The following is a 23520-nucleotide window of genomic DNA, read 5'->3' on the forward strand; positions in this document are numbered from 1 at the left end:
GGAGAAATATTGAATAAACTCTGGTCATCTATTAAAGACAACCACGTTAATAAGTAACCGAAGCGTGTTAATGCAAGTAAGTAGAAAAAATGGTACATATCAGGAAGGATTTTTTAAAAGAGGAATGTATTTAAAAAGACAACAGCAGCAGCTTTATTGGCAAGTTCCATAATGGCATTTTCCCCGACTGCCTTTGGAAAACTATTTCTGTGGATTAATCTATACGAATGTGAAAAATGATATGAACATGGCAGCGAGCCAATATGTTTTTCGAGCACTTGAATTAAATTATCTCCAAGCGATCCATATCTTTCTGAAAAAATTTACACCCTAAGCTGTGGCTATAATTAAAAAGAGGTTATGCAAATTTATATGTTTGCATAACCTCTTTATTTTTTACCTATAGAGTGAAAACAATATTATTTATTCTTATTGTTTATATCCATATAAATTAGACTGAGGGTTTAGGGAGAGATAAAACCTAAAGAAGGCTGGTCTTGAACAGTCAAAATCTCTTATACACTTTTTTTATTATGGGAGTATAGAGTCATTTTCTCCATTAAATAAAGGATTTCAACTAGGTTTGTCGAATCTTGGGAGGGGGATTGAGGATGCTTATGGGTGTAAGAAATGAGGGATGCAAGATGATTGAACTACGTGATGTGCAAAAGAAATATCGATCAGGAACTAAGCAGTTAGAAATATTGCGTGGGATGAACCTCCGAGTAGAGCAAGGAGAATATGTGGCTATTATGGGGAAGTCGGGCTCAGGCAAGAGTACAATGCTCAATCTATTAGGGACATTGGATTTATTAGATAAAGGAATATATGAACTAGCTGGAAAATCTGTACATAAAATGGGAAAGGCTCGTCGTGCAAGACTTAGAAACGAGGAGATTGGATTTGTGTTTCAGCATTTTCAGCTCATCCCAAACTTGTCAGTTTATCAAAATGTGTTACTCCCCTTAACATATGGGAAAAAAAGATTTAAAAGGAAGAAAGCAAGAGTTCTTGCAATGCTAGAAGAAATGGGCATCCTGGATAAGAAAAACCAAAAGCCTGACCAATTATCTGGTGGTGAAAAGCAACGGGTTGCTATTGCAAGAGCTTTGGTCAATGAACCATCGCTTATACTTGCAGATGAGCCGACAGGGAGCTTAGATGAAGAAACCACCGAAAGCATTTTAAAGCTGTTTGACCGTGTGCATGAAAAAGGTGCGACTCTTATTGTTATTACACATGACATGGAAGTGGCTTCTCGTGCTCAACGTGTTTTACAGCTGCAGAACGGGGTGCTCGTATGAAACTACTTACTTCGTTTAAACTAGCCTGCTTTGGTTTATGGTCTAATCGCTTTCGAGTATTGTCGGCCATGATGGGCGTGGTCATTGGTATGTTTGCTGTTATTGTTTTAACTGCGATTGCCATCGGGGTCAAAGATACATTGATGAAGCAGATGGGTAGTCTTGGGGCAGAGCAGATTCTCGTAATGCCAGGACGGCTTCTAGACACCACAACTGGTGAGAAGGATTTACTTAGCGGATTGACTAGCGTGCCTAGCACACTTACATATGAGGATGCCGAAGCGGTGGCAGAGGCCGAAGAAGTTAAAACTGTTACTCCTATTTTAGAAACTATTAATGTGGTGAAGTATGGAGAAAAAAGTGCTCAGTCTTCAATGGTCGGGACAACTGATCAATTCTTGCGCGTTCAGCATGCAGAGCTGTCGGAAGGTCGTTTCTTTACACAAGAGGAGCAGGATGCAAAGGCAAGGGTAATCGTGCTGGGTAACAACATACATAAGACTCTTCTTGATAAGGAAGTGTCTACCACGGAAGGAGAGTCTCCGGAGGATACCAAAGTGGAGCCAGAGCCCTGGTGGAAGCGAATAATGAACAAGATTCTAGGAGAGAGCGCCTCTGCAGAGGAACTTTCTACGTTGGTTGGTCGAACCATCACGATAAATGAAGAAACGTATGAGGTCATAGGTGTATTGGCGCCAAACGCCACTCTTGGCTCTAGTACTGACAATAATGTCGTTATTCCTATTCAAACTGCTCTTGAAACTACCGATATGAAAAATTTAACCAAAATCATTGTAGAAGCATCTAGTGTGGGAGCGGTTGATCGAGTGGATAGTGCGGTGTTTGGTGCAATTAAGACCAATCATTCAGAAATAGACTTCAGCGTCGTAAAGCAGGAGCAAATGCTTGGAGCATTAGGGAAGGTAACTACTATTTTACAGGTTATGCTGTTTGGTATCACTGCAACTGCATTGGTAATTAGTGGGACTGGTATTATGAATGTAATGGTCATGTCTGTTAGAGAAAGAACAAAGGAAATCGGTATTAGAAAGGCGCTCGGTGCAACTACCTTTGAAATTTTGATGCAGTTCTTCTTTGAGACCTTGTTGCTTTGTATCTTAGGAGGAGCGGTAGGGATCGGCCTCGGCTATGTGTTCATAGAATTCTGGAACAATAACGTGGAGATTTTCGCATTGGTGTTACCGCTTTGGGCAGTAAAACTTGCACTGTATACTTCTTTTGGAATTGGAAGCTTGTTTGGAATTTATCCTGCCTTAAAAGCTGCACGTATGAATCCTAGTGAGGCTTTGAGATATGAATAATTTTAAGTAATATTTAAGCAGTCGAGTTTTTTCTCGGCTGCTTTTTATCATTTTTTAATTTTACAGGATTTAAAAGCAAATATAGGGAAATAAATAAGGTATAGAGCTTTTAATATATATGTAGGGAAAATTGCTTTAGAGAGTTCTAATGAAGGGAGTTTTGGGAATGAAGCAAAAAATAATGGTTGTGATGGCTTTATTATTGTTGGTGTTTAGTATCAACATGCCTGCTGCCTATGCGAACAATGCAAAGGTGGATTACGTAGCTCTGGGAGATTCGATTGCAAGTGGTCATACTCCTTACGGGGAAAAGATCGGTCGAGGCTTTACAGATATGATTGCAGAGAGACTTGAGAAGGAAGGGAAGTTAGGTTCATTTACTAAAGAGTTTGCTACATCTGGCGAAACAACTAATGGACTTTTAGAAAAATTGAAGCGAAAAGACGTTCAGCAGTCTCTAAAGGATGCTGAGCTTGTTACCATTGTCAGTGGAGCGAATGATTTTATAAAAGCCTTTTATGATCCAAAAGATGAGAGTGTGGATGTAGATTTAGCGGCTGCAACATTGTTATTGAACCAGGTTTCAGAAAATTTAACTTCTGCGGTAAAACAGGTAAAGGCAATAAACCCAAATGCGGAGATTTACTTGTTTGGCTATTATTTTCCATTCCCTTATTTAAAGGATCCAGCAACGAAGCAGCAGATGCAAATGGTCTTCACTATTGTGAACAATCAAATAGCTGCTATTGCAGAACGTGAAGGTGTCCATTTTGTCAATGTAGCCCCCGCCTTTGATATTAAGGGTACTGACTATTTGGAGAATCCAAAGGATATTCATCCTAATGAGGCAGGCTATCAAGTGATTGCAGATCAATTTTTCTTAAATACTTTACCAGAGTTACCAATTGGCTGGGGCAAAGTGATGGAAAAAAATATTCCGGTAGCTTCTAACAAGAAGTGGACAATTACGTTGAGCCAAGAAATCGACCCAACAAGCTTGGACCAATCGATTTTCGTGACGAAAGACGGAGCAAAGGGAATTTCAGTTGAGAAATCTGTTTCTAAAGCAAACGGAATGCAAATAGAGGTATACGCCCCTAAAGAAGGATATTCCCCAGGTGCATACGAGCTAATGATCACCAATGACCTGAAGGGGAAAAGCGGCACTGCGTTAACTGAAAGTGTTTTAGTCAAGTTTGTAGTGAAATAAGCATATATATCAAAAAGCGTTTTCCATCCTTATTAATAGGTGGGAAACGCTTTTTCATTGCCCATTTGTGCAATTTTTTATGTAACAAGTGGATTACAGGTGCCAGGCACCCGTAATCTATCTGTAATTATATTTTCTTAACTTTCTGCTAATATAGTATTTAAGTATATTAATAGTCGTGTGAATGGGGTGAGTGATTTGATGTCTATTGAGCGATTTGCTCCGAGGTTAGAAAAGTATGGCATTCGTTTAGTTAGTGGTTGGCAAGGGGAACAGAGAGAAATAGATTATATAAATATACAGGAGCTGCCGCTTAGAAGTGAGCGGGTTCATCCAGGTGGGTTCATTTTGACAACGTTTGCTGCTTTTAAAGATGAGTATGAAATTTTATCTCATGTAGAATGGTTAATCACTCGAAAGATTTCCGCACTAGGGATCCATGAAGCTGGCTGGGCGGTTATTCCAGATAGCTTGTTGCAGCTTTCTAATACGAACGGTCTACCTATTTTCACAATCCCAGTGGATTTATCCTATAAAGAGGTTTTTAAGGAGTTTAATGAATTGCTGTTAGGTGAAAATGATGCTCTTCGTGTTCGAATTGAGGAGATGAATCTTCAATTACTAGAAGCAGTTGCCAGGGATAAGGGAGTCAGTTATATTGTTGCTACATTAGGTAAGTATCTTTCCTGTCCCATTGTATTTCTAGATCAAAGCTTAAGCATTGTTTCCATTTGGACTAACAATAATTTTAATCGTCAGGAATTTAGCCTATTAGTAAAATCTGTTTTAGAGAGAGAAAGAGACTCTCTATACAGAGAAAAATACTTGGAGGTCGGGAGCGCCTTGACAGAGTCCTTTTCTTTGCAGCATGATTTAGTGTTTTTCGTCCTTCCTATTATGGAAAAAATCGAAAAGCATGGATATTTAATCATAGGTAATAACGGGGTAGAAGAGTTAATGATCAACTCAGCTATTCAATATGGAAAGACGGCCTTGTTGCTTGATGCGGTAAAGAAAAAGTCTTTAGAGCGTTTTTTAAAGAATCAAGAGATACAGTTGTTAGAAGCGGTTTTTGAGAACAGGAACAGTTTACCTAATCGTACCTCCAATCTATCCTCTTCTCTAAAAAAAATGTCCCAGATTTATGTGTTTCATTTTGAAAATGAAGACCTAATCAATTATGGATTTACTGTGATTTATGATAAATTGGATGGAAGAAATTCAGACAAGATTATTTGGATTTATCAACAAGAAGTAATTTGTATTGCCTCCACCCCTATAGAAATACATAACCTACAGGAAATATTGTCTTCTCTACAAGGCACCTATTGTGGTGTCAGTGAGTATATGACTAGTAAAGTAGAAAAAGATCTCCTTCTAAAATATAAGCAAGCGAAGCATTGTATAAAGCTAAGTGAACAAATGAACGTAAAGCTTATACTCTTTCAGGATATAGGTGTAGATAGGTTTTTGTTTATGATAAAAGAAGAAGATTCTATGCAGGAGGCAGCGAAAGAGTTACTCCAGCCCTTGTTAGATTTTGATAAACATAACCAGGCAGACTTAACCAAAACTTTGGAGGTTTATTTGAAGCATTTCTTTAGCCTTAAAAAAAGCGCAGAGGAATTATTTATTCATCGTAATACCGTAAGCTATCGAATGGAAAAAATCCAAGAGCTTTATCCGGGAATTATTTTTGAAAATCAAAATGAATATTTACTTTTTTCTATTGCATTGCGCTTAATCAAATAGCTTATTGTCCAGAGACTATAAAAAAGTCTCTTTTTTTTGTGCTCTAGATACAATGAAAAAGATTTTAGAAAAATCTAAAATTTCTATTAATAAACAGAAAGAAGGGATGAAGATGCAGACCATCTTATATAACTGTTCATTAATTAATGGACTGGATGAAGAAATTATAGAAAATGCTTATTTAATTATAGAAAATAAGAAAATTAAAGAGATTGGGACTGGAGAGATAGAAAAAGACGAGTCAGCAAATTTAGTCGATATAAAAGGTCAATATGTTATGCCGGGACTAATTGATTGTCATGTACATCTAGTATGGGATGGAAGTGAGGACCCTCAAAAGAAAATACAGCATTTAGATGAGTCCACTATTGCATTGGAGGCTTACTCCCATGCACTCCTAACTTTAAAGGAGGGTATTACTACCGTTCGCGATGTTGCCTCTCCAAAGAAAAGTATATTAAATCTTCGAGATGTTATTAATAGTGGGGATTTGATTGGACCAACCATTATTGCTTCAGGACCAGCTATTTGTATGACTGGGGGCCATGTTCATTATTTAGGAAAAGAAGCAGATGGACCAGACGATGTTCGGAGGGCAACTCGTCAGGTGATGAAGGAGGGAGCGGATCTTATCAAGCTGATGGCGACGGGTGGAATTTATACGTTTGGTGAAGAGCCAGGATCTCCACAGCTAAATGTGGACGAGCTGAAGGCAGCAGTTGAGGAAGCACATAAGAAGAATAAGAAAGTGGCTGCCCATGCAGAGGGTCTAGAAGGTATCCATAACTGTATTGAAGCAGGCGTGGATACAATAGAGCATGCTATTTATGCAGATGAAAGTGCACTTCAGAAAATGAAGGAAAATGGAACTTATTTAGTGCCTACGATGATAGTGATGAAAAGATTGGCAACAGATGAAAACATACCAGAATGGGCTCTAGAAAAGGCAAGACATGTAGTGCAGCCTCATGAGGAAATGCTCGAAAAAGCAGTAAAGCTTGGTGTGAAAATTGCTACGGGAACTGATTGTGGTTCACCGGTAACTCCGCCTAATTATTATTTTGATGAATTACAGATTATGGAGGACGCAGGTATGAGCCGAATGGAGGTTATACATGCATCTACTCAAATAGCTGCTGAGTGCTTAGGATTGGAGGACAGGGGAGTCTTAAAAGAGGGCATGTTTGCAGATTTATTAATTGTAGAGAGTAATCCATTAGATAGTATATTAGCTTTAAAAGATTCTAAAAGAGTTATGAAAAACGGTCTTTTTATTAATAGTTAGGTAGAAAAAAGAAAGGGGTTTATGAATGTGAATTTAGAAAAGAGGATTTATCAATTGCGAGAGGTGATGGCTAAGAAAGAGGTAACTCTTTCGGTCATTATGAATTTTGAAAATCAATATTATTTTAGTGGGTTTAAAGCCATTACTTATTCTCGACCAATTGTTTTATTTGTAGATGAACAAAACACAAAGCTAGTCGTGCCATCCTTGGAAGAAAATCACGCAAAAGATAAATCAATAGCGGATCAACTACTAGTCTATTATGAAACGCCTTTACATCAAACTCAGGCAAATTCTTATGTAGAGCTTTTTGAAGAAGTAATATCAACTTATCCTGAAAGTTCTAGAGTGGGGGTAGAGTTTAGTGCCTTGCCTTTTGAATTAGCAAGAAGATTACGTGATAAGGGATATGAGTTAGTTAGCTTAGATGAAGAAATAGTACAGATGCGAGCTATAAAAGAGGAGGAAGAAATAGAACAAATTATCGAATCCGGTAAATTGGTAAGCCTTTCGTTGACGGCATCCCTAGCTCATGCAGCTCCAAATATAACGGAAATGGAGTTAGATCAATTTGGAAATACAGCACTATTTTTAGAGGTCGCTAAGAATCATCCGAACTCTACATTAGATTATTTTGTTATGTCTCCATCCGGTATAGAGAGAACTAATATGCCACATGTGTTTTCTAATACTAGAGCTCTAGATACTAACGATATTATCATTCACAGTCGGCAGGTTGGAATCAATGGCTACAGAGCCGAATGTGAACGTACTTTTTTTGTTGGGAAACCAACAATTGAGCAGGAGGAAGCGTTCAAGCTGTCACAAGAGGCGCAGCAGGCTGCGCTGGATTTTATACGAGTAGGGGTGACTGCAGCGGAGGTAAATGAAGTTGCATTGAATGTATTTAAAGATGCGAATGTGGAGCAGTATGTCAGACATCGCACAGGACATGGAATCGGGATAGGACTTCATGAAGAGCCATCGTTAAAATATTCAAATGATCTTGTCCTACAAGAGAACATGGTATTTTGCGTAGAGCCGGGGCTTTATATTCCAGGAATTGGAGGTTTCCGTCACTCCGATACTGTCATTTTGACCAAGCAGGGAACTCAGTTAGTCACTCATTATCCAAGTAAGCTGGAAGATTTAATTCTTTAACTAATTTAGGGGAGGGAATAAAATGAGTATTTATTTAATCGCAGTTGTAATTTATTTAGCTGTAATGGCCTTGATGGGGGTATATTTTAGTAGAAATTCGATTGATACAAGTCAGGACTTTATGGCAGCTGGACGATCACTCCCCTTATGGGTTATGACTGGAACTCTGCTAGCTACCTTTGTTGGCTCTGGGACAGTGGTCGGTGGGGCAAGCTTCATATATCAGTACGGTCCATGGGCCGCAATTTTCAATTTATCAGGTGGGATATTCGGCATTATTGTTCTTTATTTTATCGCAGGAAGGGTTCGCAAAGGGGAAGCATATACGGTTCCAGAAATTATTGAGAAACGGTTTGGAAGTCAAGCCCGTCTTGTTGCGAGTATATTAATACTTCTTGCATATGTGGGAATTACCGCTTATCAGTTCACTGGTGGTGCGTATGTACTGCAAATTACGACTGGGTTACCGATTGAGACTGGTGCGATTATTATCGCGGTGCTTGTTATTTTCTTGACGGTGAGCGGTGGGTTATTCTCTGTTGCCTATACAGATGCTTTAAGTGCTCTATTAATAGTTTTTGGATTTTTAATAGGTTTACCTTTCGTGTTGAACGGAGTAGGGGGACTGGAGGGATTATCTTTAAATCTTCCGGAACAGGCCAAGCAATGGAATGGAGGGCTTAGTCCACTACAATTGTTAGGGTATTTCCTGCCCCTGTTCCTGCTTATTTTAGGGGATCAAAATATGTATCAGCGTTTTGCTGCGGCAAAGGACGAGAAAACGGCGAAAAATTCAACAATTGGTTTTTTCTTAGGTAGTGTACTTGTCATTGGGTTAACTATTACATTTGCCACTGCGGCTATTGTAATGTTTCCGAATATCACACCAGATACAGCTGTGTTGAATATGGCTATCAATGGATTGCCGATAGCAATAGGATTAGTTGTGCTCTGTGCGTGCGTTGCCTTTATCATAACCACAGGAACATCATATCTACTCTCTGCTTCAGGGAATATTGTGTATGACTTGTATAAGCGCTATAGCAAAAAAGAGATTTCCGATAAAAAACTATTAAAAATGAATCGTTATGTAGTTGTAGCATTAGGGGTTGTTGCATATGTGCTTGCTATGTACTTCCCCTCTGTGTTAGCTATTCAAATGTACTCTTATACAATGTACGGCGCATCCGTTACACCTGCACTGCTTGCCACCATCCTATGGAAGCGAGCAACTACAACTGGAGTGTTAAGCTCGATGGTGGTTGGTGGTGTAAGTACAATCGTCTGGGAGGTTGTCTTAAACAAACCATTTGAGCTAAACAGCGTCTTATTTGCCTTACCAATGGCTGTAATCACATTAGTAGTCGTGAGTCTATTAACTCAACCAAAAGAAAACATGTCAGGAATCTTAGCTAAAAACTAACCTATATTGTTTCAAAAGTATTACGGGTGCCTGGCACCTGAAATATATTAGAATACTAATATATTTGGAAATTCTGTCCCAGTTTGGAGGGATGGAGGTTTTATCGAACAATATCAACTTTTAATATTATAGAAAAATTATTACAGGTGCCAGGCACCTGTAATAATTTATACATACTTTGGAAATAGATAGGTTTTTATGTATTTTTACCCATAATATAAATCTTTTGAGTGTAAATAGTTTGATTTTACGATATTTTTACATTTATTGCATTGTTTTGATTAGAGTATTTGATTATCTTTAGATAGTAGCCCAATTGTTCGTTATTTATGAATAGAATGATAGGCTGGGGGATTTTAAAAATCAGAAATAGGGGTGGAAATGTGAATAGGAAATCTTTAAAAAAATCGGTAGTCTCGGCTGTGCTTGCAACGTCTTTATTTGCTTCTGCAAATGTAACTTTTGCTAGCAGTTCGACTCAACAGATCGTCGATCAAGCTCGTATGGACATGAAAAATGCAGCGTATGCTTATGTGGTGCCTGCCCAAAAGGGGAAAATTGTTACTAGTAAAGAATTATACCCTGCTTTAAACAAGGCGAAGGCAAGTTATGCAAAAGCGAAGGCTGCAATTTCAAAATCCAATGCTAAAAACAAAGCTACTATGTTAAAAGATTTGGATGCTTTGTATTATGAAAAAGTAACAAAAGGAATTGTTCCTTATATTGATGCTTACAACTATGCGGACAAGTACTTAAATCCAATTATGAAAGACATTGAAAAGGCTGAAGCAGCTCGTGATTGGTCAAAGGCAGAGAAATCTTATCATCAATTATCTGCTCAACTGAAATCACGTACAGCTATTCTTTACCGTTTTACTGGTAAGTCAGCTCGTGATCTTTTGTTAGAACAATATAAAGATCCGGCAAATGCTAAGCGTGATGAGTTAAAAATACCTGTCACTATATATATGAAGGTTCTAGAAGCTGAGAAAGCTTTAGCAGCTGGTAAAACAGAAGAAGCTAAAAAAGCTATACTTTCTATTTATCCTTTAATTGATATGCTGCCTCAATCTAACTCTTTACCAATGATTAAAGATTTGATTGACCGAGCTTATGACAATAAATTTGGTGTTGATAAAGAAGCTGCGACAGGGACATTTTCCCTACGTATCCTAGGTACTTCTGATATTCATACAAATATTGTAAATTACGACTACTATAAAGACACAGCTTCAAATAGCTTAGGTCTTGCTAAAACTGCGACATTAATAAAAAAAGCACGCACTGAAAATAGTAATACATTATTATTCGACAATGGTGATTCTATTCAAGGAACTCCGCTAGGATCTTATAAATCTTCAGTGGACAAGCTAGAGGATGGGGAAGAGCATCCATCTATTACAGCTATGGAGCTTTTAGACTATGATGGAGCTACTTTCGGTAACCATGAATTTAACTACGGCCTTGATTTCTTAGATGAAGTTTTAGATGATGCAGACTTCCCTTATGTAAATGCGAATGTTCGTGACGCAGCTACGGGTAAATTAGCATACACTCCTTACGTATTAATCGATAAAGAAGTGGTTGATGCGAAGGGGAATAAAGCAACAGTAAAGGTCGGGGTAACTGGTATTGTACCTCCACAAATCCTGAAATGGGATAAATCACATTTAACAGGAAAAGTAACAGTAGATGATTCTGTGCAAGCTGTGGAAAAAGTTGTTCCAGATATGAAAAAAGCTGGAGCAGATGTAGTAGTAGTTCTTTCTCACTCAGGTATGGGAGATGCTACTCATGAGGTTGGTGAGGAAGATGTAACCTACTTATTGACTAAAGTAAATGGCGTTGATGCGATTATCACTGGTCACGCTCATCAAGTATTCCCTGGAAAAGTAGATGCTTCTTTAACTAATGTGGATATTGCAAAAGGAACTATGAACGGTGTTCCAGTAGTAATGCCAGGTAAATTCGGAAGCCATTTAGGTGTAATTGATTTGACATTGGAAAAAGACGGACAAGGCTGGAAGGTTGCTTCATCTAAAGCTGAGGTTCGTACGATTGCAAAGGATGCATCTGATGTAGACCAAACAATCGTGAATGCAGTGAAGGAGGCTCATGAAGGGACTATTTCTTATGTGCGCCAAGCTGTTGGAACAACAACGGCAGATATTCATAGCTACTTCTCACAGGTGCAAGATGACCCATCCATACAAATCGTAACCAATGCACAAACGGAATATGTAAAAGCAAAGCTTAAAGGTACGGCAAATGAAAAACTTCCGGTTCTTTCTGCTGGAGCTCCTTTTAAAGCTGGAACAAGAAGCGACCCAGAATATTACACTTATGTACCTACAGGTGAGTTAGCAATTAAAAACGTTGCAGACCTATACTTGTATGACAATACAATCTCTACTGTAAAGGTTACAGGAGCTGATGTGAAAGAATGGTTAGAAATGTCTGCAGGACAATTCAATCAAATCAACGCAACTAAAAAAGATGAGCAGCAGCTTATTAATACAGATTTCCGCTCATATAATTATGACGTGATTGATGGAGTAACATATGAAATTGATGTAACACACCCAGCTAAATATGATCCAGACGGTAACTTGGTGAATAAGGATGCTTCGCGTATCGTTAACCTTCAATTCGACGGCAAGCCTATTGACTTGAAGCAGCAATTTATCGTAGCAACAAATAACTACCGTGCGAACGGAACATTCCCGGGTGTGCGTAATGCGACAGAAACAGAAGTATACCCAGATGAAAACCGTCAAGCAATTATAGACTTCATCCTAGAGAAGAAAACAATTGACCCTTCTGCAGACGGAAACTGGAAATTTGCAACACTTCCATCAACTGCAAAAATCATATTCGAATCTTCTAAAAACGCAGCGAAGGTACTTCCTGCTGACGGAAGCATTCAATATATTGGTGAAGGTACTGACGGATTTGGTAAGTACTCTATCAAATAAATAAAAACATAAAAGATCCTTTCTAGCGCTCTGGCTAGGAAGGATCTTTTATACTTTGAGCTATTCTACTTTAAATTCAAACTTCTTTACATAGTTACATTGTTCACATGCCATCCCATTTTGTTTGCTAGTATCGGGATCTTGATAGTAGATTAAATCAAATCCGCAAACATCGCATTCCATTTGATGAAAAATAATACGTGGACCTATAACTGAGTCAAGTAAATTAGTAAATTCTATATGTTGCATTCTCCATGCTCCTTATTGTTGGTATGTATAAATATAGCAAAAACGTTTTTCAAAATTCGTCGAAATTTGGAGGAAACTAAATTATTTCCGTAGACAATTTATTTTGTACTTGGATTACATGAAGCCATAATAGTTGAAAAATAGCCGACATTTTTTCTAGCAGGCTCTAAATTCCACTCGCCCTTAGTTTTTGCAAAATCGAAATGACAATCAAATTGATTTTGTAATCCACTTATATTGCTCCATTTTTCATCATACTTATGAAGATCGACAAGTTTGTTCCACGCATCCAATCTCTTTAATGTCGAAATTTCATAGTTAGCAGAAGTTAATAGATAAGGACTAGGTATCATGCTGACAGAATCTAGTTTGCCTCTTGTAATCCACTGATTTTTAGAAAAGTAGGTAGTAATATCTGGACTGGAAATTTCTATATCAATAGTTACTGGGTCTAAAAGTTTATTTGTTTCAATTTTTAATTCGAGTATGTTTTTATTTTTTACATTTGTAGTCACTTTTAATTTGTTTTGAGCTTTTTCTGTTGAAATGAAAAATAAACTGATAGATTCATTTTTCTTATTGAATATATGTCCTGCATTGTATTGCTTCCCTGAATCCTCTTTGTAGAGAACTAGATATTCATCATTATAGAAACTAAAAGGAATTTCTACTACGGTAGATGATGTTGAAGGAAGTACTGTAATAGATTGTTTTATACGAGCATCTTTTTTTTCTTTTATAGTTTCTTTAGGCAAAATTATAAAAGGAGAAACCTTTTGAGTAGTCGGTGACCCAACGCCTATTTTGTTTCCTGAAGATGTAGTTATAAAGGCATTGTTGTTTGATGGATGTGCAGAAGCAGTACTACCAAATAACGTTAGTGAAGCGAAAAATACGATGAATATGTACCTATTAAATTTCATGATATAAATTACCCTTCTATGTTTTATAAATTACATTATAGCAGGACTTATTTCATAAAAAAAGACATTTTTAATTAAAAAAAGGAAAAAAATTGATTTAGATTTATTAAATAGTATTAATGGCTTATTCTTTGTGACTAAAAAAAGTCTAAACAAATAGTTCTAGTTTTTTAGGCCTATTATTTCAAATGTATTACAGGTGCCAGGCACCTGTAATACATTTGAAATAAGTTGGAGGGTATTTTGTTATTTTTTTCTTAAATATATGTTATTCTAGTAAGTAGAATTAATATTCTGATATTAAGGTGGAGGGCTTATGACAATGGAAATTAAAAGGTATCTCTCTTTGTTTGTAATTACAGTTTCTTTTATTCTTCTTACTAGTGTGTATGCTGAAGCCGCGGTAAAAGTCATGTGGGGAAAAACAGAATTAAAAGTAGGGCAAATTGGAAAAGTAACTGTACAATCTAATACAACTCTTTGGAAAATAGGTCCGGATCAGTCATTGATAAAGGTGAGAGATTTGAAGAAGGGAGAGGAGTATCGAGTGTATCGTTATACAAATGATCACAATGGTCTTTATGGGGTAGGCGGAGGGAACTTTGTGAAAAAGGATATTTCTATTAAATATGAAACACCTAGCAAAGCTAAATTAAAGCAGTTAAACGGTGACAAGCCGGATGTAGTAGAAACTCCTGCTAACCCAAAACCTGGCGATACTCTCCCAGTTGAGCCACCTATAACCGATAAGGTGGAGGTTATTTCTGTGGATTAATGAAGTGACTGTCTTATTATAAGGGGCAGTTTTTATAAAAATTTTATACTTCTAGAAAATATACCGTGAACTTAATGTTCGCGGTATTTTTATTATTTAGAGCGAAACCACTCTAGTATATATCCGGATTATTAGTTATAACAAGGCAAGTAATTATTCAATAATCTTAAAGTCCAATTAATTGTACATTTAAGCAGGAGGATAAATATACTTTATCGTTCGTACTCAATGTAAAAAAGGTCTTAATCGGAACGCTTGATAAAGTCAGCTTCCGGATTTTTTTGTAGGCACACTGTTTCGGTAGTTTAAGGATAATAAAGGAAATTAAATAAAATTAATTGGTAAAAAATTCTTCCTTAATTTAGTAAAAATTTTACCTGAATTTACATGTTATGATTAAACAAAAAGAAGGAGCATAATACTATCTATGATTAAAGCTACTAAAATTGCAGTTATTGCCACGGTCTTTATTGCTACGGCCCCCGTCCCTTCAGTTAATGCTGCTGGGAATGTAAATCAGTTAGTCACCAATGCGATAAACGCAGGCACTATATTAAAATGGGCAATATCTGTTGAAGGCTTTGCGAACTTTAAAACAAGGCCGTATGCGGAATATAATACAACGAAAAATTACATAGAAGCTGCCGAAAAAGCTTCGTCACAACTTTCCCAATCGGAAAAGTTAAATGTGCAAGCTAGATTGGTCGATGCTAAAATACAAGTAAAACGAGCTCAGGCATACATAGACGCAATCACCTCCAGTGAAAAAATTAAAGAACTCACCAATAATATGAATTCATCTATAGCATCGGGGGAACTTGATAGGATTGAGGCAACGTACCATTTGGCAACTGCCGAATATCGAAAACAAACTAAGCTACTAGATCGAGTCTATGGGCAGTCCACACGTGATGGAATTCGGAACTCAGTGAAGCCTACTTTTGAAGCACTAATGAATTCTGTTCAATATGATGTAACTATACATATGCATTTAGAAAAGGCGAATAAATTACTAAAGGAAGAAAAATACATAGAAACTGATCTTGAATTAATGAAGGCTTATGAATACTTAACTGGCTATAAGGATAGCTTAAGTTTTTACTCAAAGTTACAAAATAACTATGAATCCACACTAAATTCAGTTCCGTTGCTTCCACTTTTTGTAACTACAGATGGAAAAAATACTGTGACTGTGAAACTATCTAAAGCTCTGTTAACCAACTCTTCTAATTTAGAGGCTGGCCAGTTTAAAATTTCCGGGGAAATTGTTCAGCATGCCAGATTATCGGAGGATAAGAAGTCCATTACATTAACAACCACCGATTTAAACGGAGACACTGATTATTTACTTACCTGGAAAGGAAGTGAAATAATCTTTACTACACCAGAGGTTCCGGATAATTCTGGTATATTGTTAAATGATTTAGAGGAGCGATATCTCGAAACTACAGATACGCATGTATACATCGCTAAACTTACGAACAGTGATAATTCTCCTTATAATGGCCGGGTAAGAATAAGTCTAGCAAATAATAATGGAGAACCAACGACTGGAGTAATAACTTCAGTAAATGGCCACGTAGAAGAAGCGAGTCAGGAGTGGAGATCCTATGCGGATCAGAATGGACATGTTGTTTTCACTGTTACGGCAGGTGCTGGTACATATACTAATGTGCAGCCAACCATTCAAAAGCTAGATGGCAATGAAACGAGTAAACAAGCAGCGGTCACTCATTTTTATCAGCTGCAAACTAACTCAGGTGTATATGATTTTCAGATAGAAAATGAAACCATACATAAGGAAGCTGGTTATATAGTAGTTAATGGGATGAAATATAAATGGGATGCGAATGATTTATTCTTTATTCATGGTCAGCTTATCTCTAAGGAAGAATTTGAAAGAGCTTTGACTAAGGGAGATATGCTAACCTTGGGCTATGATGTGAGATTAGAGAATGCATCCACTTGGAATATAGTATCTGATATCACTCAACACGCAGCTGTAAAAATTACAAACCCGGCTCAAAGCCCACTTACCTTTGATGGTTCTTTCTATGAAATAAGTGGCACAGCACACCCAGGTAACAAGGTGAAGGTTTATCGGAACAGTGTTTATGTAGGAATGGTAACAGTAGATGAAGATGGATATTGGAGCCTAGGAACAGTAAGCCTTCTTCAAAATATGGAAAATACATTTGTTGCCTATCAGTATACACCTGGACAGGACGGAATTGATGGTGAAGGGGCAATCAATACTGCAACTAATACTATTTTGGAAGGAGCTTTTGCCTCTACAGCAATTACTTACCATGATGAAGGATCTAATGGTATCTCTATAACAGACACGTTTGATTTTTCCTTTTTGAATCCTTCCTACGGTCATTCTTTTAAACGGTCATTATCTGGAACGTTAACTATTAATGACGGGTTAGGGAAATCTGTTGTGGTAAAAGTAGATTACATAGACGGGAACACATTAAAGGTAATCGACTTTATCTCCAGAGAAGAAGGCTTTAACTTTAAATCCTCTTTGTTTGTTATTACGTCCACTACAGGAATAATTAATCAAGACCAGTTAAAGTATAGTGTGGAGGCTTCAAAATTAGAGGGAACACTTCTAAAAAAGACATCCTATTAAGCTATTCCTCGACATATTTCCCGGGGAATTTTATTAAAGCAGAGGATAGTTTTGTCTAGGAAAAATTATTAAAAAATATTTATTGGGTTTCTGACCGGTTTCGACATTTTTTTTAGTATCCTTTCTATAGAATATAAAGTAGCAATATCTAATATTGAAAAAGGGTGATAAAGTGCTAAAGGTAAATGTTATTCTAGGTAAAACATCCTTTACGGAGTACATGATTAAAAAATTACAGGAGGACTACGAGAATATCCTAATTGTCATGGACTATAATCATTTGGATGAAACGGAGCCCATTATTGAAAACGGAGCTCTCTATTGTTCGCCGAATCAAGCAAAAACTTACATAGAAATTGCAGGAGAAGTTTCATTTCATCGATATGGTTACGTTAAACCACGGCTTAATAACTAAGAACAAGCAAATAGTCGTTCATGGTCAAACCATGAACGACTATTTTAGCGAAGGACAGCCTCATCTAAATTGGATTTTATTGCTTTTCCGGAAGTCTATAGATTAGTAACATAAAGTGTTGGAAAAAGGGTAAACTATTAGAAAATATTCCGTAAGTAGCAACAAAATGTGAGGAGGAGCTAGAGATGAAAATTCGTATAGAATGGACCTATACTACGCCTAGAGGAGCAGAAACATTTTTTCGCTCAGATGAAATGCCTGTTGCTCAGGCGCTTCTCATGGCGGAGGATATACAGAAAACTGGCAGGGTAAAACATCTAGATTTCATCGATCAGTATGATAGTTCATGGATGATGAAGGAGTTAAAAAGCTATCTTAAAAGTATCGAAACCGAGCCACACAATGTACGTGTATTTTTTGATGGGGGTTTTGACATACAAACAAAGATGTCAGGCATGGGATGTGTTATCTATTATGAACAAAACGGAAAATTCTATAGACTTCGAAGCAATGCGCCATCCGAGCATTTAATATCAAATAATGAAGCAGAGTATGCAGCACTCAATATGTGCTTACAAGAGCTAGATATACTAGGTGTTAACCATATACCTGTGACATTTATTGGGGATTCCCAAGTGGTCATTAACCAATTGAGTGGAGAGTGGTCAGTGATTGAGCCAAGTCTTTCAGGATGGGCAGATCGTATAGAAGCGAAAATGAAGAAACTAGGAATTGATCCTACATACGAGCTAATTCCCCGTAAAGAAAATAGCGAGGCAGATCGATTAGCAACCCAGGCGTTAAACGGGATAGAAATCCTGGCAAACAGCGAATTATTATAAAGCTACTTAGAGCAAATTCAAGGCTTAAATTACATTAGAAAAACCCACATCCAATAAGTCAAGGATGTGGGGTTTTTTATGGCATGTATTAACGAAGATTCATCTCGTTTGGATGAGAGCCTTTTCGTCGGTCCTTATTTAAGTTGTTAACAAGTTCTATTTCATTATTGGTCAGCTCAAAATCAAAAACCTGGAAATTCTCTTCTATTCTAGAAGGAGTCACCGATTTAGGAATAACGATTGTATTGTTTTGTAAATGCCAACGCAGCACAATTTGTGCAGGTGATTTGCCATGTGATTTTGCTATTTGTAGAATAGTCTCATCCTGCAAAACTTCTCCACCTTGGTCAAGTGGGCTCCAAGCTTCCACAAAAATATCATGTTGGGCGCAGAAATTCTTAATTTCATTTTGCGCTAAGTATGGATGGCATTCAATTTGGTTCAATACAGGCTTAATTTCACACTCTTTTAATAGACGCTCTAAATGTTCTACTTCAAAATTACATACACCAATTGCTTTTACGCGCCCTTCTTTATAAAGCTTTTCCATAGCTTTATAAGTCTCAACATATTCATCAAACTGGGGAGTCGGCCAGTGAATCAAATACAAGTCTACATAGTCCAGCCCTAAACGTTCAAGGCTCTCATCGAATGCACGTAATGTATTTTCATAGCCTTGGTCGCTGTTCCAGACCTTTGTAGTGATGAATAACTTCTCGCGAGGAACATCTGAATCCTTTAAAGCTTTTCCTACACCATGTTCATTTTTGTATATCATTGCAGTATCAATTGAACGATAGCCCACTTCAAGGGCTGTGGAGACAGCAGCAGTTGCTTCATCATTAGGTACTTGCCAAACTCCGAACCCTAGCTGAGGCATTGTTAATCCATTGTTCAAAGTAATAAAGTTCATTCTACATTTCTCCCATCCTGCTTAGATTAGTTTACTTTTGTTATTACCCTTTAAGTTTAATAGATAATCTTACAAGACGCATCTATTTGGTATTAATATGAAAAGCCTGTACTTTGCAAATAACAAAGTACAGGCTTTTCATCATTATTTAGGTGGTATTCTTTTAGTGTTTTCTTGTTTAGCGGGGGAATCATTGTTATCTTCCTGCAGAGATTCCTCCGTAATTGGTGCTTGTTTCTTTTTCTGTGATTTAGGGAAATCTTTTTTGCCATTCCCGTCTTGTACTTTTTCATTGTAATATTGCACGCTTGTCATTGCACCTTCTTCAATCATACGGTTATCATCTGGATCTCCAGGATCCGAGAAACCTGCTTTTGTCATTTGAGTAGGTGCGTGTCTTCGTGAGTCTCTATAAGATTCCACTTTAGCTTTAGTGTTTTTCATTGCAACCTTTGCTTTTTCACGATTTTCTAATTTATATAAATACATAATGGCGAAGGCAGCGATGCCTCCAATGAGTACTGCTTGCTTGTCGATTTTTGACATTCCTATCACTCCCTCTTGGTCTTGTTCTAATAATACCCATTTAAAAAGTTAACCAAACACAGAAAAATTTAAATGTGCTGGAGCTATTTACTAATGTAACGTTCTTAAAGCAGTAAATTCTTAGGTATTCTAAACTTATAAAAATAAAAACAAACGGTGGCACAAGCGCTAAGAGGATTTCATTTACCAGTAATGATGCAGTTAATTACTCATCTCCTTCCTCAATTTTTTTAGCAACCGTTCTTTGCGTTTTTTTATACCGGAAAGAGATATTCCGGCTTTTATTGCAGCTTGCTGTAGGGAAACTTCTTCAACATATATCCATAGTAATAATTCTATTTCGTGGGAAGGAAGTCTTTTTAACACGGTTGCCAATTGCTCATTTTCTATATGCAAAAGCTGGTCATGATCTATCAGATTGCTCAACCGGTCATGTTCTAGTAATTGAAATCGTTCTTCTATAAGGTTTTCTTTTTTTAATTCATCTAGCATTGCTCCATAAATGGTTCTATTAGCAAATGGAGTAAAATCTCCTTTCGAAGAGTCATATTTTATCCAAGCCCTCCATAGAGCGATAAATCCTGCTTGTTTGAATGCATCATGATTTTTATAAATGTTTAATCTTCTTAAGCAGGCAGAAATCATTGGTTTATATTTCTCTAGAACCTGTTCAAAATTATTCACTATATATCCCTGTTCCATCATGCATGATTGTTTTTTCCTAGGTAGCAACAATATAACCTGTCAAAATAAAAGGAGCGAACAACCGAATTTAAAGTATGCCTGGGGAAACGTGAAGAACATACTAAGAAATCTTAATATAAGATAATAAAATATATAAAATTACATAATATATTAATAATTACAATTATTCAGTATAATTTAACTATACAAGAGATAAATGTTTTAGTATTATTTAACTAAGGAGAAACTTGGGGAGGGAGTTAGCTGATTTATTGTGATTCTTTGTTCATAACGATGAATACTCTTATGCTTGAGTCAGGTTTTACTAATGGATATAATTCCAGAATAACTACTAAGCATGGGATCCTTCAATCCAATTTATCAGTGGTTCAATTGCTAGAAAATGCTTGTCTTCGTCATGCTTCTACACTAGAAGGTCGAATGCAGGCGACTAAAAGGTTAATGAGTTATTTTCAAAAACCTCCAATTATAATAGAACCAGGGAAGATTGCTGCTTTTCCAACGATGTCCTATAATAATTTGGAGTGTATATGGATATTTAATCACTTGTTTCATATAGAGGAGCTAGGACAAGGGGAATGTCTTCTTACGTTTTATAACAGAATGACTGTTAAGGTTGCCGCTTCCAAATACGTCCTTATTAAACAACAGGAAAGAATGCACGCGATGATTAATACTTTTGGCTTGTTAGGCAGATACTCCGACATACAAGGATGACTTATTGCTGACTGCTTGACGAAAAAATATATAGGGTTTCTCCTTGAGGAAACGACTGTTGGCTCCATACGCAGTCGCTTTTTTTTTATTAGATAATAAATTTGAAGTTCATATTATTGTCAAAAATAACTATACTTTTAAGTCTAAATATCTATTATGATAAATGAAGATAGAAAATAAGAACTATTCACAATACTAAGGGGAGAAAATGATGGATACAGCTAATGTGTACATAGATTATCAGCTTAATATGGAGGAAGGTACTTCTCTCATTAATGTTCTTGCTCAGGGAATTGTATATGAGGATGGAACAGAAGAACCAATTCAAATCGGTGAAGCTTGCTTACATTTATTCAATACGCAAAAGAGTTCTTATATAGAAGTTTGTGGTGAAGCAGATTGTTTATCCTATTCTCTCCGAAACTTAGACAGGTTATGCGATATTAATATACTCTCTGGACTTATTGCGATTTTTCATTCTTTAAAAATTGATGCTAGCTGGAGTGGCAAGGGGGTTGGTCAAGTTTTTTATAAGAAGATTGAGGAGCAGCTTGCTTTATTAAATGTTGAAATGATCTTACTTACCACCTGTGAAGATGAAATAAGTAAGGATAATACTAGCGAACTACCTGTTTATTTTAAACATCTTGGCTTTTACCCATTTCAACAAAGCGGAGAACCTATTATGTACAAAAAGCTTTTAAATCCATATATTAAAATATAGAAAACAGCTGAGTTTTTCAGCTGTTTTTCTTAAGGATAGAGGATAGTTTTAAAGTCTTGCTGCGATGCCTTGTCCCTTTAGGTCAATTAGGAAAGTTGTATTATTATGTTGAAGCATTCTCAGCTAATATTAATAACTTATTTTCTTTATTAAGCGATCAAATAAGCACTTAGAAAGCTGTATGAGCTTCAAATTATAAAGCAGAAATAATTAATCATGCTTTAAAAATTGCATAGATGGAACACGAATCTTAAATCAAACAATCTTTAAATATCTTCCAACTGGATCTGATAAACTTTTTTAGGTCTCCCTCTCAGCTTCTTTTGCTGTTGAGTTGTAACAATTGCAGCACCACTCTCCTCTAATTTTTTTAAAACTCGGTTGGCAGCTCTATCGGTAATACCTAAATGAATGCTTAAATCCTCTGCCGCAAGGATGTTAGTTTGCAATTTGTCCATCACGGCTATTATTTTTTTTATTTGTAGCGACGAGGTGTGTAATTTTGCGCTTAATAGTTCTATTTTGGAATCGTATTTTGTGTCTACAAGAATCTGCTCCTCGTTACCTAAAGGTCCTATCAAATGAGCTTCCTTTGTTAATATGTAAGATTGTGTTTCGGTTGCTGTACATAGATGAGATGCCTTTTCTGCGTTTAACTGAGCAACCTGTATGGAATGACCAATTCCCCAACCAATTTTAACTGCAAAGGGTAGTTCGGTTGTTAGAAAAGTAACTAGCTGACATTGTTTCATTTCCCCGGTAATAATTTTGAAATCGCTAAAGTTTGTAATAACTTCATAATATAGAGCGCTTTGATGAATGATAAACTTCATATTATTCTTTCTGCTGAAATCTAATATCGCCTTATAAAGTGACATTTGGCGGTATTCTAAATCTCGGATATTATCGCGGCTGATGGTAAACTCCAAATGGGCAATGACTACTTGATTTTCGATTAGTTGTAGAAGTTGAATTTCTTTTAGTAATGCCTCAATCTGGATAATCATACTTCTTTCTGATGGAACAACTAGTATAAGGTTAACTCCGTAAGGCTTTAACATGTCAGGTAGTCGGCTTAGTCTAGTCATACATACATCTACTTTATTTTCCTGCCATAGCTTTATGTGATATTCTGACATTTTTTCGTACACTTGCTGATCAGCATAAGATTGCATAGTAGCTCCAAAGATATATGGAAAGTCCTCCTCGGTTGTCCATTCCTTTACCCCTAAATAATCGTTCTCATCATATAAAAAATCAATCAAACATCTTTTCATTTGAAAGTCTTTGTTAGTATACATATACTCCGTCAATGTGCGATAGAAATCATTTGGAGTGACATCAAAATGCAACATAGGGATGTCAACTTGAGGGAAGTGCTCTTTCACAAAAAAATGTGGGATTTGACCACTAAATAAAATACCGTCGACTAAGGTAATTTGCTTTAAAAATATCTCTTTTAAATGTTCAAGAGATTCATATACCCTAAAAATATATTCACAAGGATCAGTCGGAAGAAATTCTACCTTCTTGACCCATCCCAGTGAGTTTTCAGTCGTAAAAATTAATATACGAGGCATTGTTTTAATGTTCTCCTTTTTCTAAAAATTTGTTGAATTTTGTTTTATTATAGTTTACCCT

The 23520-nt window shown here is 36.6% G+C and carries 20 protein-coding genes; 14 read left to right on the top strand and 6 right to left on the bottom strand.

What is annotated here, in order from left to right; genetic code table 11:
* Positions 1-611: 611 nt before the first annotated feature.
* The 8 genes from ACQKNZ_RS04025 to ACQKNZ_RS04060 all read left to right on the top strand — a co-directional run bounded on the left by ACQKNZ_RS04025 (position 612) and on the right by ACQKNZ_RS04060 (position 12432).
* Positions 612-1304, top strand: a complete 693-nt coding sequence (locus ACQKNZ_RS04025) for an ABC transporter ATP-binding protein (RefSeq protein WP_225215878.1) — start codon at positions 612-614, stop codon at positions 1302-1304.
* Positions 1301-2626 (top strand): ABC transporter permease, encoded by a 1326-nt coding sequence (locus ACQKNZ_RS04030; protein ID WP_427658264.1) that lies wholly within the window; start codon positions 1301-1303, stop codon positions 2624-2626. Before ACQKNZ_RS04025 ends, ACQKNZ_RS04030 begins: the two co-directional genes overlap by 4 nt.
* A gap of 166 nt (positions 2627-2792) precedes the next feature.
* Positions 2793-3836: a GDSL-type esterase/lipase family protein gene (locus ACQKNZ_RS04035; protein ID WP_427658266.1), complete on the top strand. Its 1044-nt coding sequence runs from the start codon at positions 2793-2795 to the stop codon at positions 3834-3836.
* Positions 3837-4037: 201 nt separating this feature from the next.
* Positions 4038-5588 carry a PucR family transcriptional regulator gene (locus tag ACQKNZ_RS04040; protein ID WP_427658268.1) on the top strand — a complete coding sequence of 517 codons (1551 nt, stop codon included), beginning with the start codon at positions 4038-4040 and terminating at the stop codon, positions 5586-5588.
* Positions 5589-5640: 52 nt separating this feature from the next.
* On the top strand, positions 5641-6873 hold the full coding sequence (locus tag ACQKNZ_RS04045) for an amidohydrolase family protein (RefSeq protein WP_427658270.1): 1233 nt from the start codon (positions 5641-5643) through the stop codon (positions 6871-6873).
* Positions 6874-6894: 21 nt separating this feature from the next.
* Positions 6895-8034 carry a M24 family metallopeptidase gene (locus tag ACQKNZ_RS04050; RefSeq protein ID WP_427658272.1) on the top strand — a complete coding sequence of 380 codons (1140 nt, stop codon included), beginning with the start codon at positions 6895-6897 and terminating at the stop codon, positions 8032-8034.
* 22 nt (positions 8035-8056) lie between these two features.
* A complete protein-coding gene (locus ACQKNZ_RS04055) occupies positions 8057-9457 on the top strand; it encodes a sodium:solute symporter family protein (protein ID WP_154311368.1) in 1401 nt (466 codons plus the stop codon).
* 383 nt (positions 9458-9840) lie between these two features.
* Complete coding sequence (locus ACQKNZ_RS04060) at positions 9841-12432, top strand: bifunctional 2',3'-cyclic-nucleotide 2'-phosphodiesterase/3'-nucleotidase (RefSeq protein ID WP_427658274.1); 2592 nt, start codon at positions 9841-9843, stop codon at positions 12430-12432.
* Between the two features lie 60 nt (positions 12433-12492).
* Here the strand turns inward: ACQKNZ_RS04060 and ACQKNZ_RS04065 are convergent, their stop codons facing one another.
* Both ACQKNZ_RS04065 and ACQKNZ_RS04070 read right to left on the bottom strand, forming a co-directional pair.
* The gene (locus ACQKNZ_RS04065; protein WP_144537333.1) at positions 12493-12681 is read right to left on the bottom strand and encodes an acyltransferase; all 189 of its coding nucleotides are present in this window, start codon (positions 12679-12681) and stop codon (positions 12493-12495) included.
* Positions 12682-12779: 98 nt separating this feature from the next.
* On the bottom strand, positions 12780-13604 hold the full coding sequence (locus ACQKNZ_RS04070; protein ID WP_427658277.1) for a DUF2599 domain-containing protein: 825 nt from the start codon (positions 13602-13604) through the stop codon (positions 12780-12782).
* A 316-nt stretch (positions 13605-13920) separates the two neighbouring features.
* Here ACQKNZ_RS04070 and ACQKNZ_RS04075 point away from each other — a divergent pair, with 316 nt between their 5' ends.
* The 4 genes from ACQKNZ_RS04075 to ACQKNZ_RS04090 all read left to right on the top strand — a co-directional run bounded on the left by ACQKNZ_RS04075 (position 13921) and on the right by ACQKNZ_RS04090 (position 18274).
* Entirely contained in the window at positions 13921-14379 is a 459-nt protein-coding gene (locus ACQKNZ_RS04075) for a hypothetical protein (RefSeq protein WP_144537337.1), read from the top strand.
* A 427-nt stretch (positions 14380-14806) separates the two neighbouring features.
* Entirely contained in the window at positions 14807-17017 is a 2211-nt protein-coding gene (locus ACQKNZ_RS04080) for a hypothetical protein (RefSeq protein ID WP_427658279.1), read from the top strand.
* A gap of 172 nt (positions 17018-17189) precedes the next feature.
* Positions 17190-17432 carry a hypothetical protein gene (locus tag ACQKNZ_RS04085; protein WP_144537341.1) on the top strand — a complete coding sequence of 81 codons (243 nt, stop codon included), beginning with the start codon at positions 17190-17192 and terminating at the stop codon, positions 17430-17432.
* Positions 17433-17617: 185 nt separating this feature from the next.
* On the top strand, positions 17618-18274 hold the full coding sequence (locus ACQKNZ_RS04090) for a ribonuclease H family protein (protein ID WP_427658281.1): 657 nt from the start codon (positions 17618-17620) through the stop codon (positions 18272-18274).
* Between the two features lie 88 nt (positions 18275-18362).
* Here ACQKNZ_RS04090 and ACQKNZ_RS04095 read toward each other — a convergent pair whose 3' ends face one another.
* The 3 genes from ACQKNZ_RS04095 to ACQKNZ_RS04105 form a co-directional block, all read right to left on the bottom strand.
* Positions 18363-19187 (bottom strand): aldo/keto reductase, encoded by an 825-nt coding sequence (locus tag ACQKNZ_RS04095; RefSeq protein ID WP_427658283.1) that lies wholly within the window; start codon positions 19185-19187, stop codon positions 18363-18365.
* A gap of 144 nt (positions 19188-19331) precedes the next feature.
* Positions 19332-19733 carry a hypothetical protein gene (locus ACQKNZ_RS04100; protein ID WP_342578124.1) on the bottom strand — a complete coding sequence of 134 codons (402 nt, stop codon included), beginning with the start codon at positions 19731-19733 and terminating at the stop codon, positions 19332-19334.
* Between the two features lie 201 nt (positions 19734-19934).
* Positions 19935-20417 (bottom strand): sigma-70 family RNA polymerase sigma factor, encoded by a 483-nt coding sequence (locus tag ACQKNZ_RS04105; RefSeq protein ID WP_427658285.1) that lies wholly within the window; start codon positions 20415-20417, stop codon positions 19935-19937.
* Positions 20418-20711: 294 nt separating this feature from the next.
* On the opposite strand from ACQKNZ_RS04105, the gene ACQKNZ_RS04110 reads away from it, so the two are divergent.
* Positions 20712-21155 carry a competence protein ComK gene (locus tag ACQKNZ_RS04110; protein ID WP_342578126.1) on the top strand — a complete coding sequence of 148 codons (444 nt, stop codon included), beginning with the start codon at positions 20712-20714 and terminating at the stop codon, positions 21153-21155.
* A gap of 211 nt (positions 21156-21366) precedes the next feature.
* Entirely contained in the window at positions 21367-21879 is a 513-nt protein-coding gene (locus ACQKNZ_RS04115) for a hypothetical protein (RefSeq protein WP_427658287.1), read from the top strand.
* A gap of 266 nt (positions 21880-22145) precedes the next feature.
* Here ACQKNZ_RS04115 and ACQKNZ_RS04120 read toward each other — a convergent pair whose 3' ends face one another.
* On the bottom strand, positions 22146-23459 hold the full coding sequence (locus tag ACQKNZ_RS04120) for a hypothetical protein (RefSeq protein WP_427658289.1): 1314 nt from the start codon (positions 23457-23459) through the stop codon (positions 22146-22148).
* Positions 23460-23520: the final 61 nt, after the last annotated feature.

Source organism: Psychrobacillus sp. NPDC093200 (genome assembly GCF_050280345.1).
Taxonomy (GTDB): domain Bacteria; phylum Bacillota; class Bacilli; order Bacillales_A; family Planococcaceae; genus Psychrobacillus; species Psychrobacillus faecigallinarum.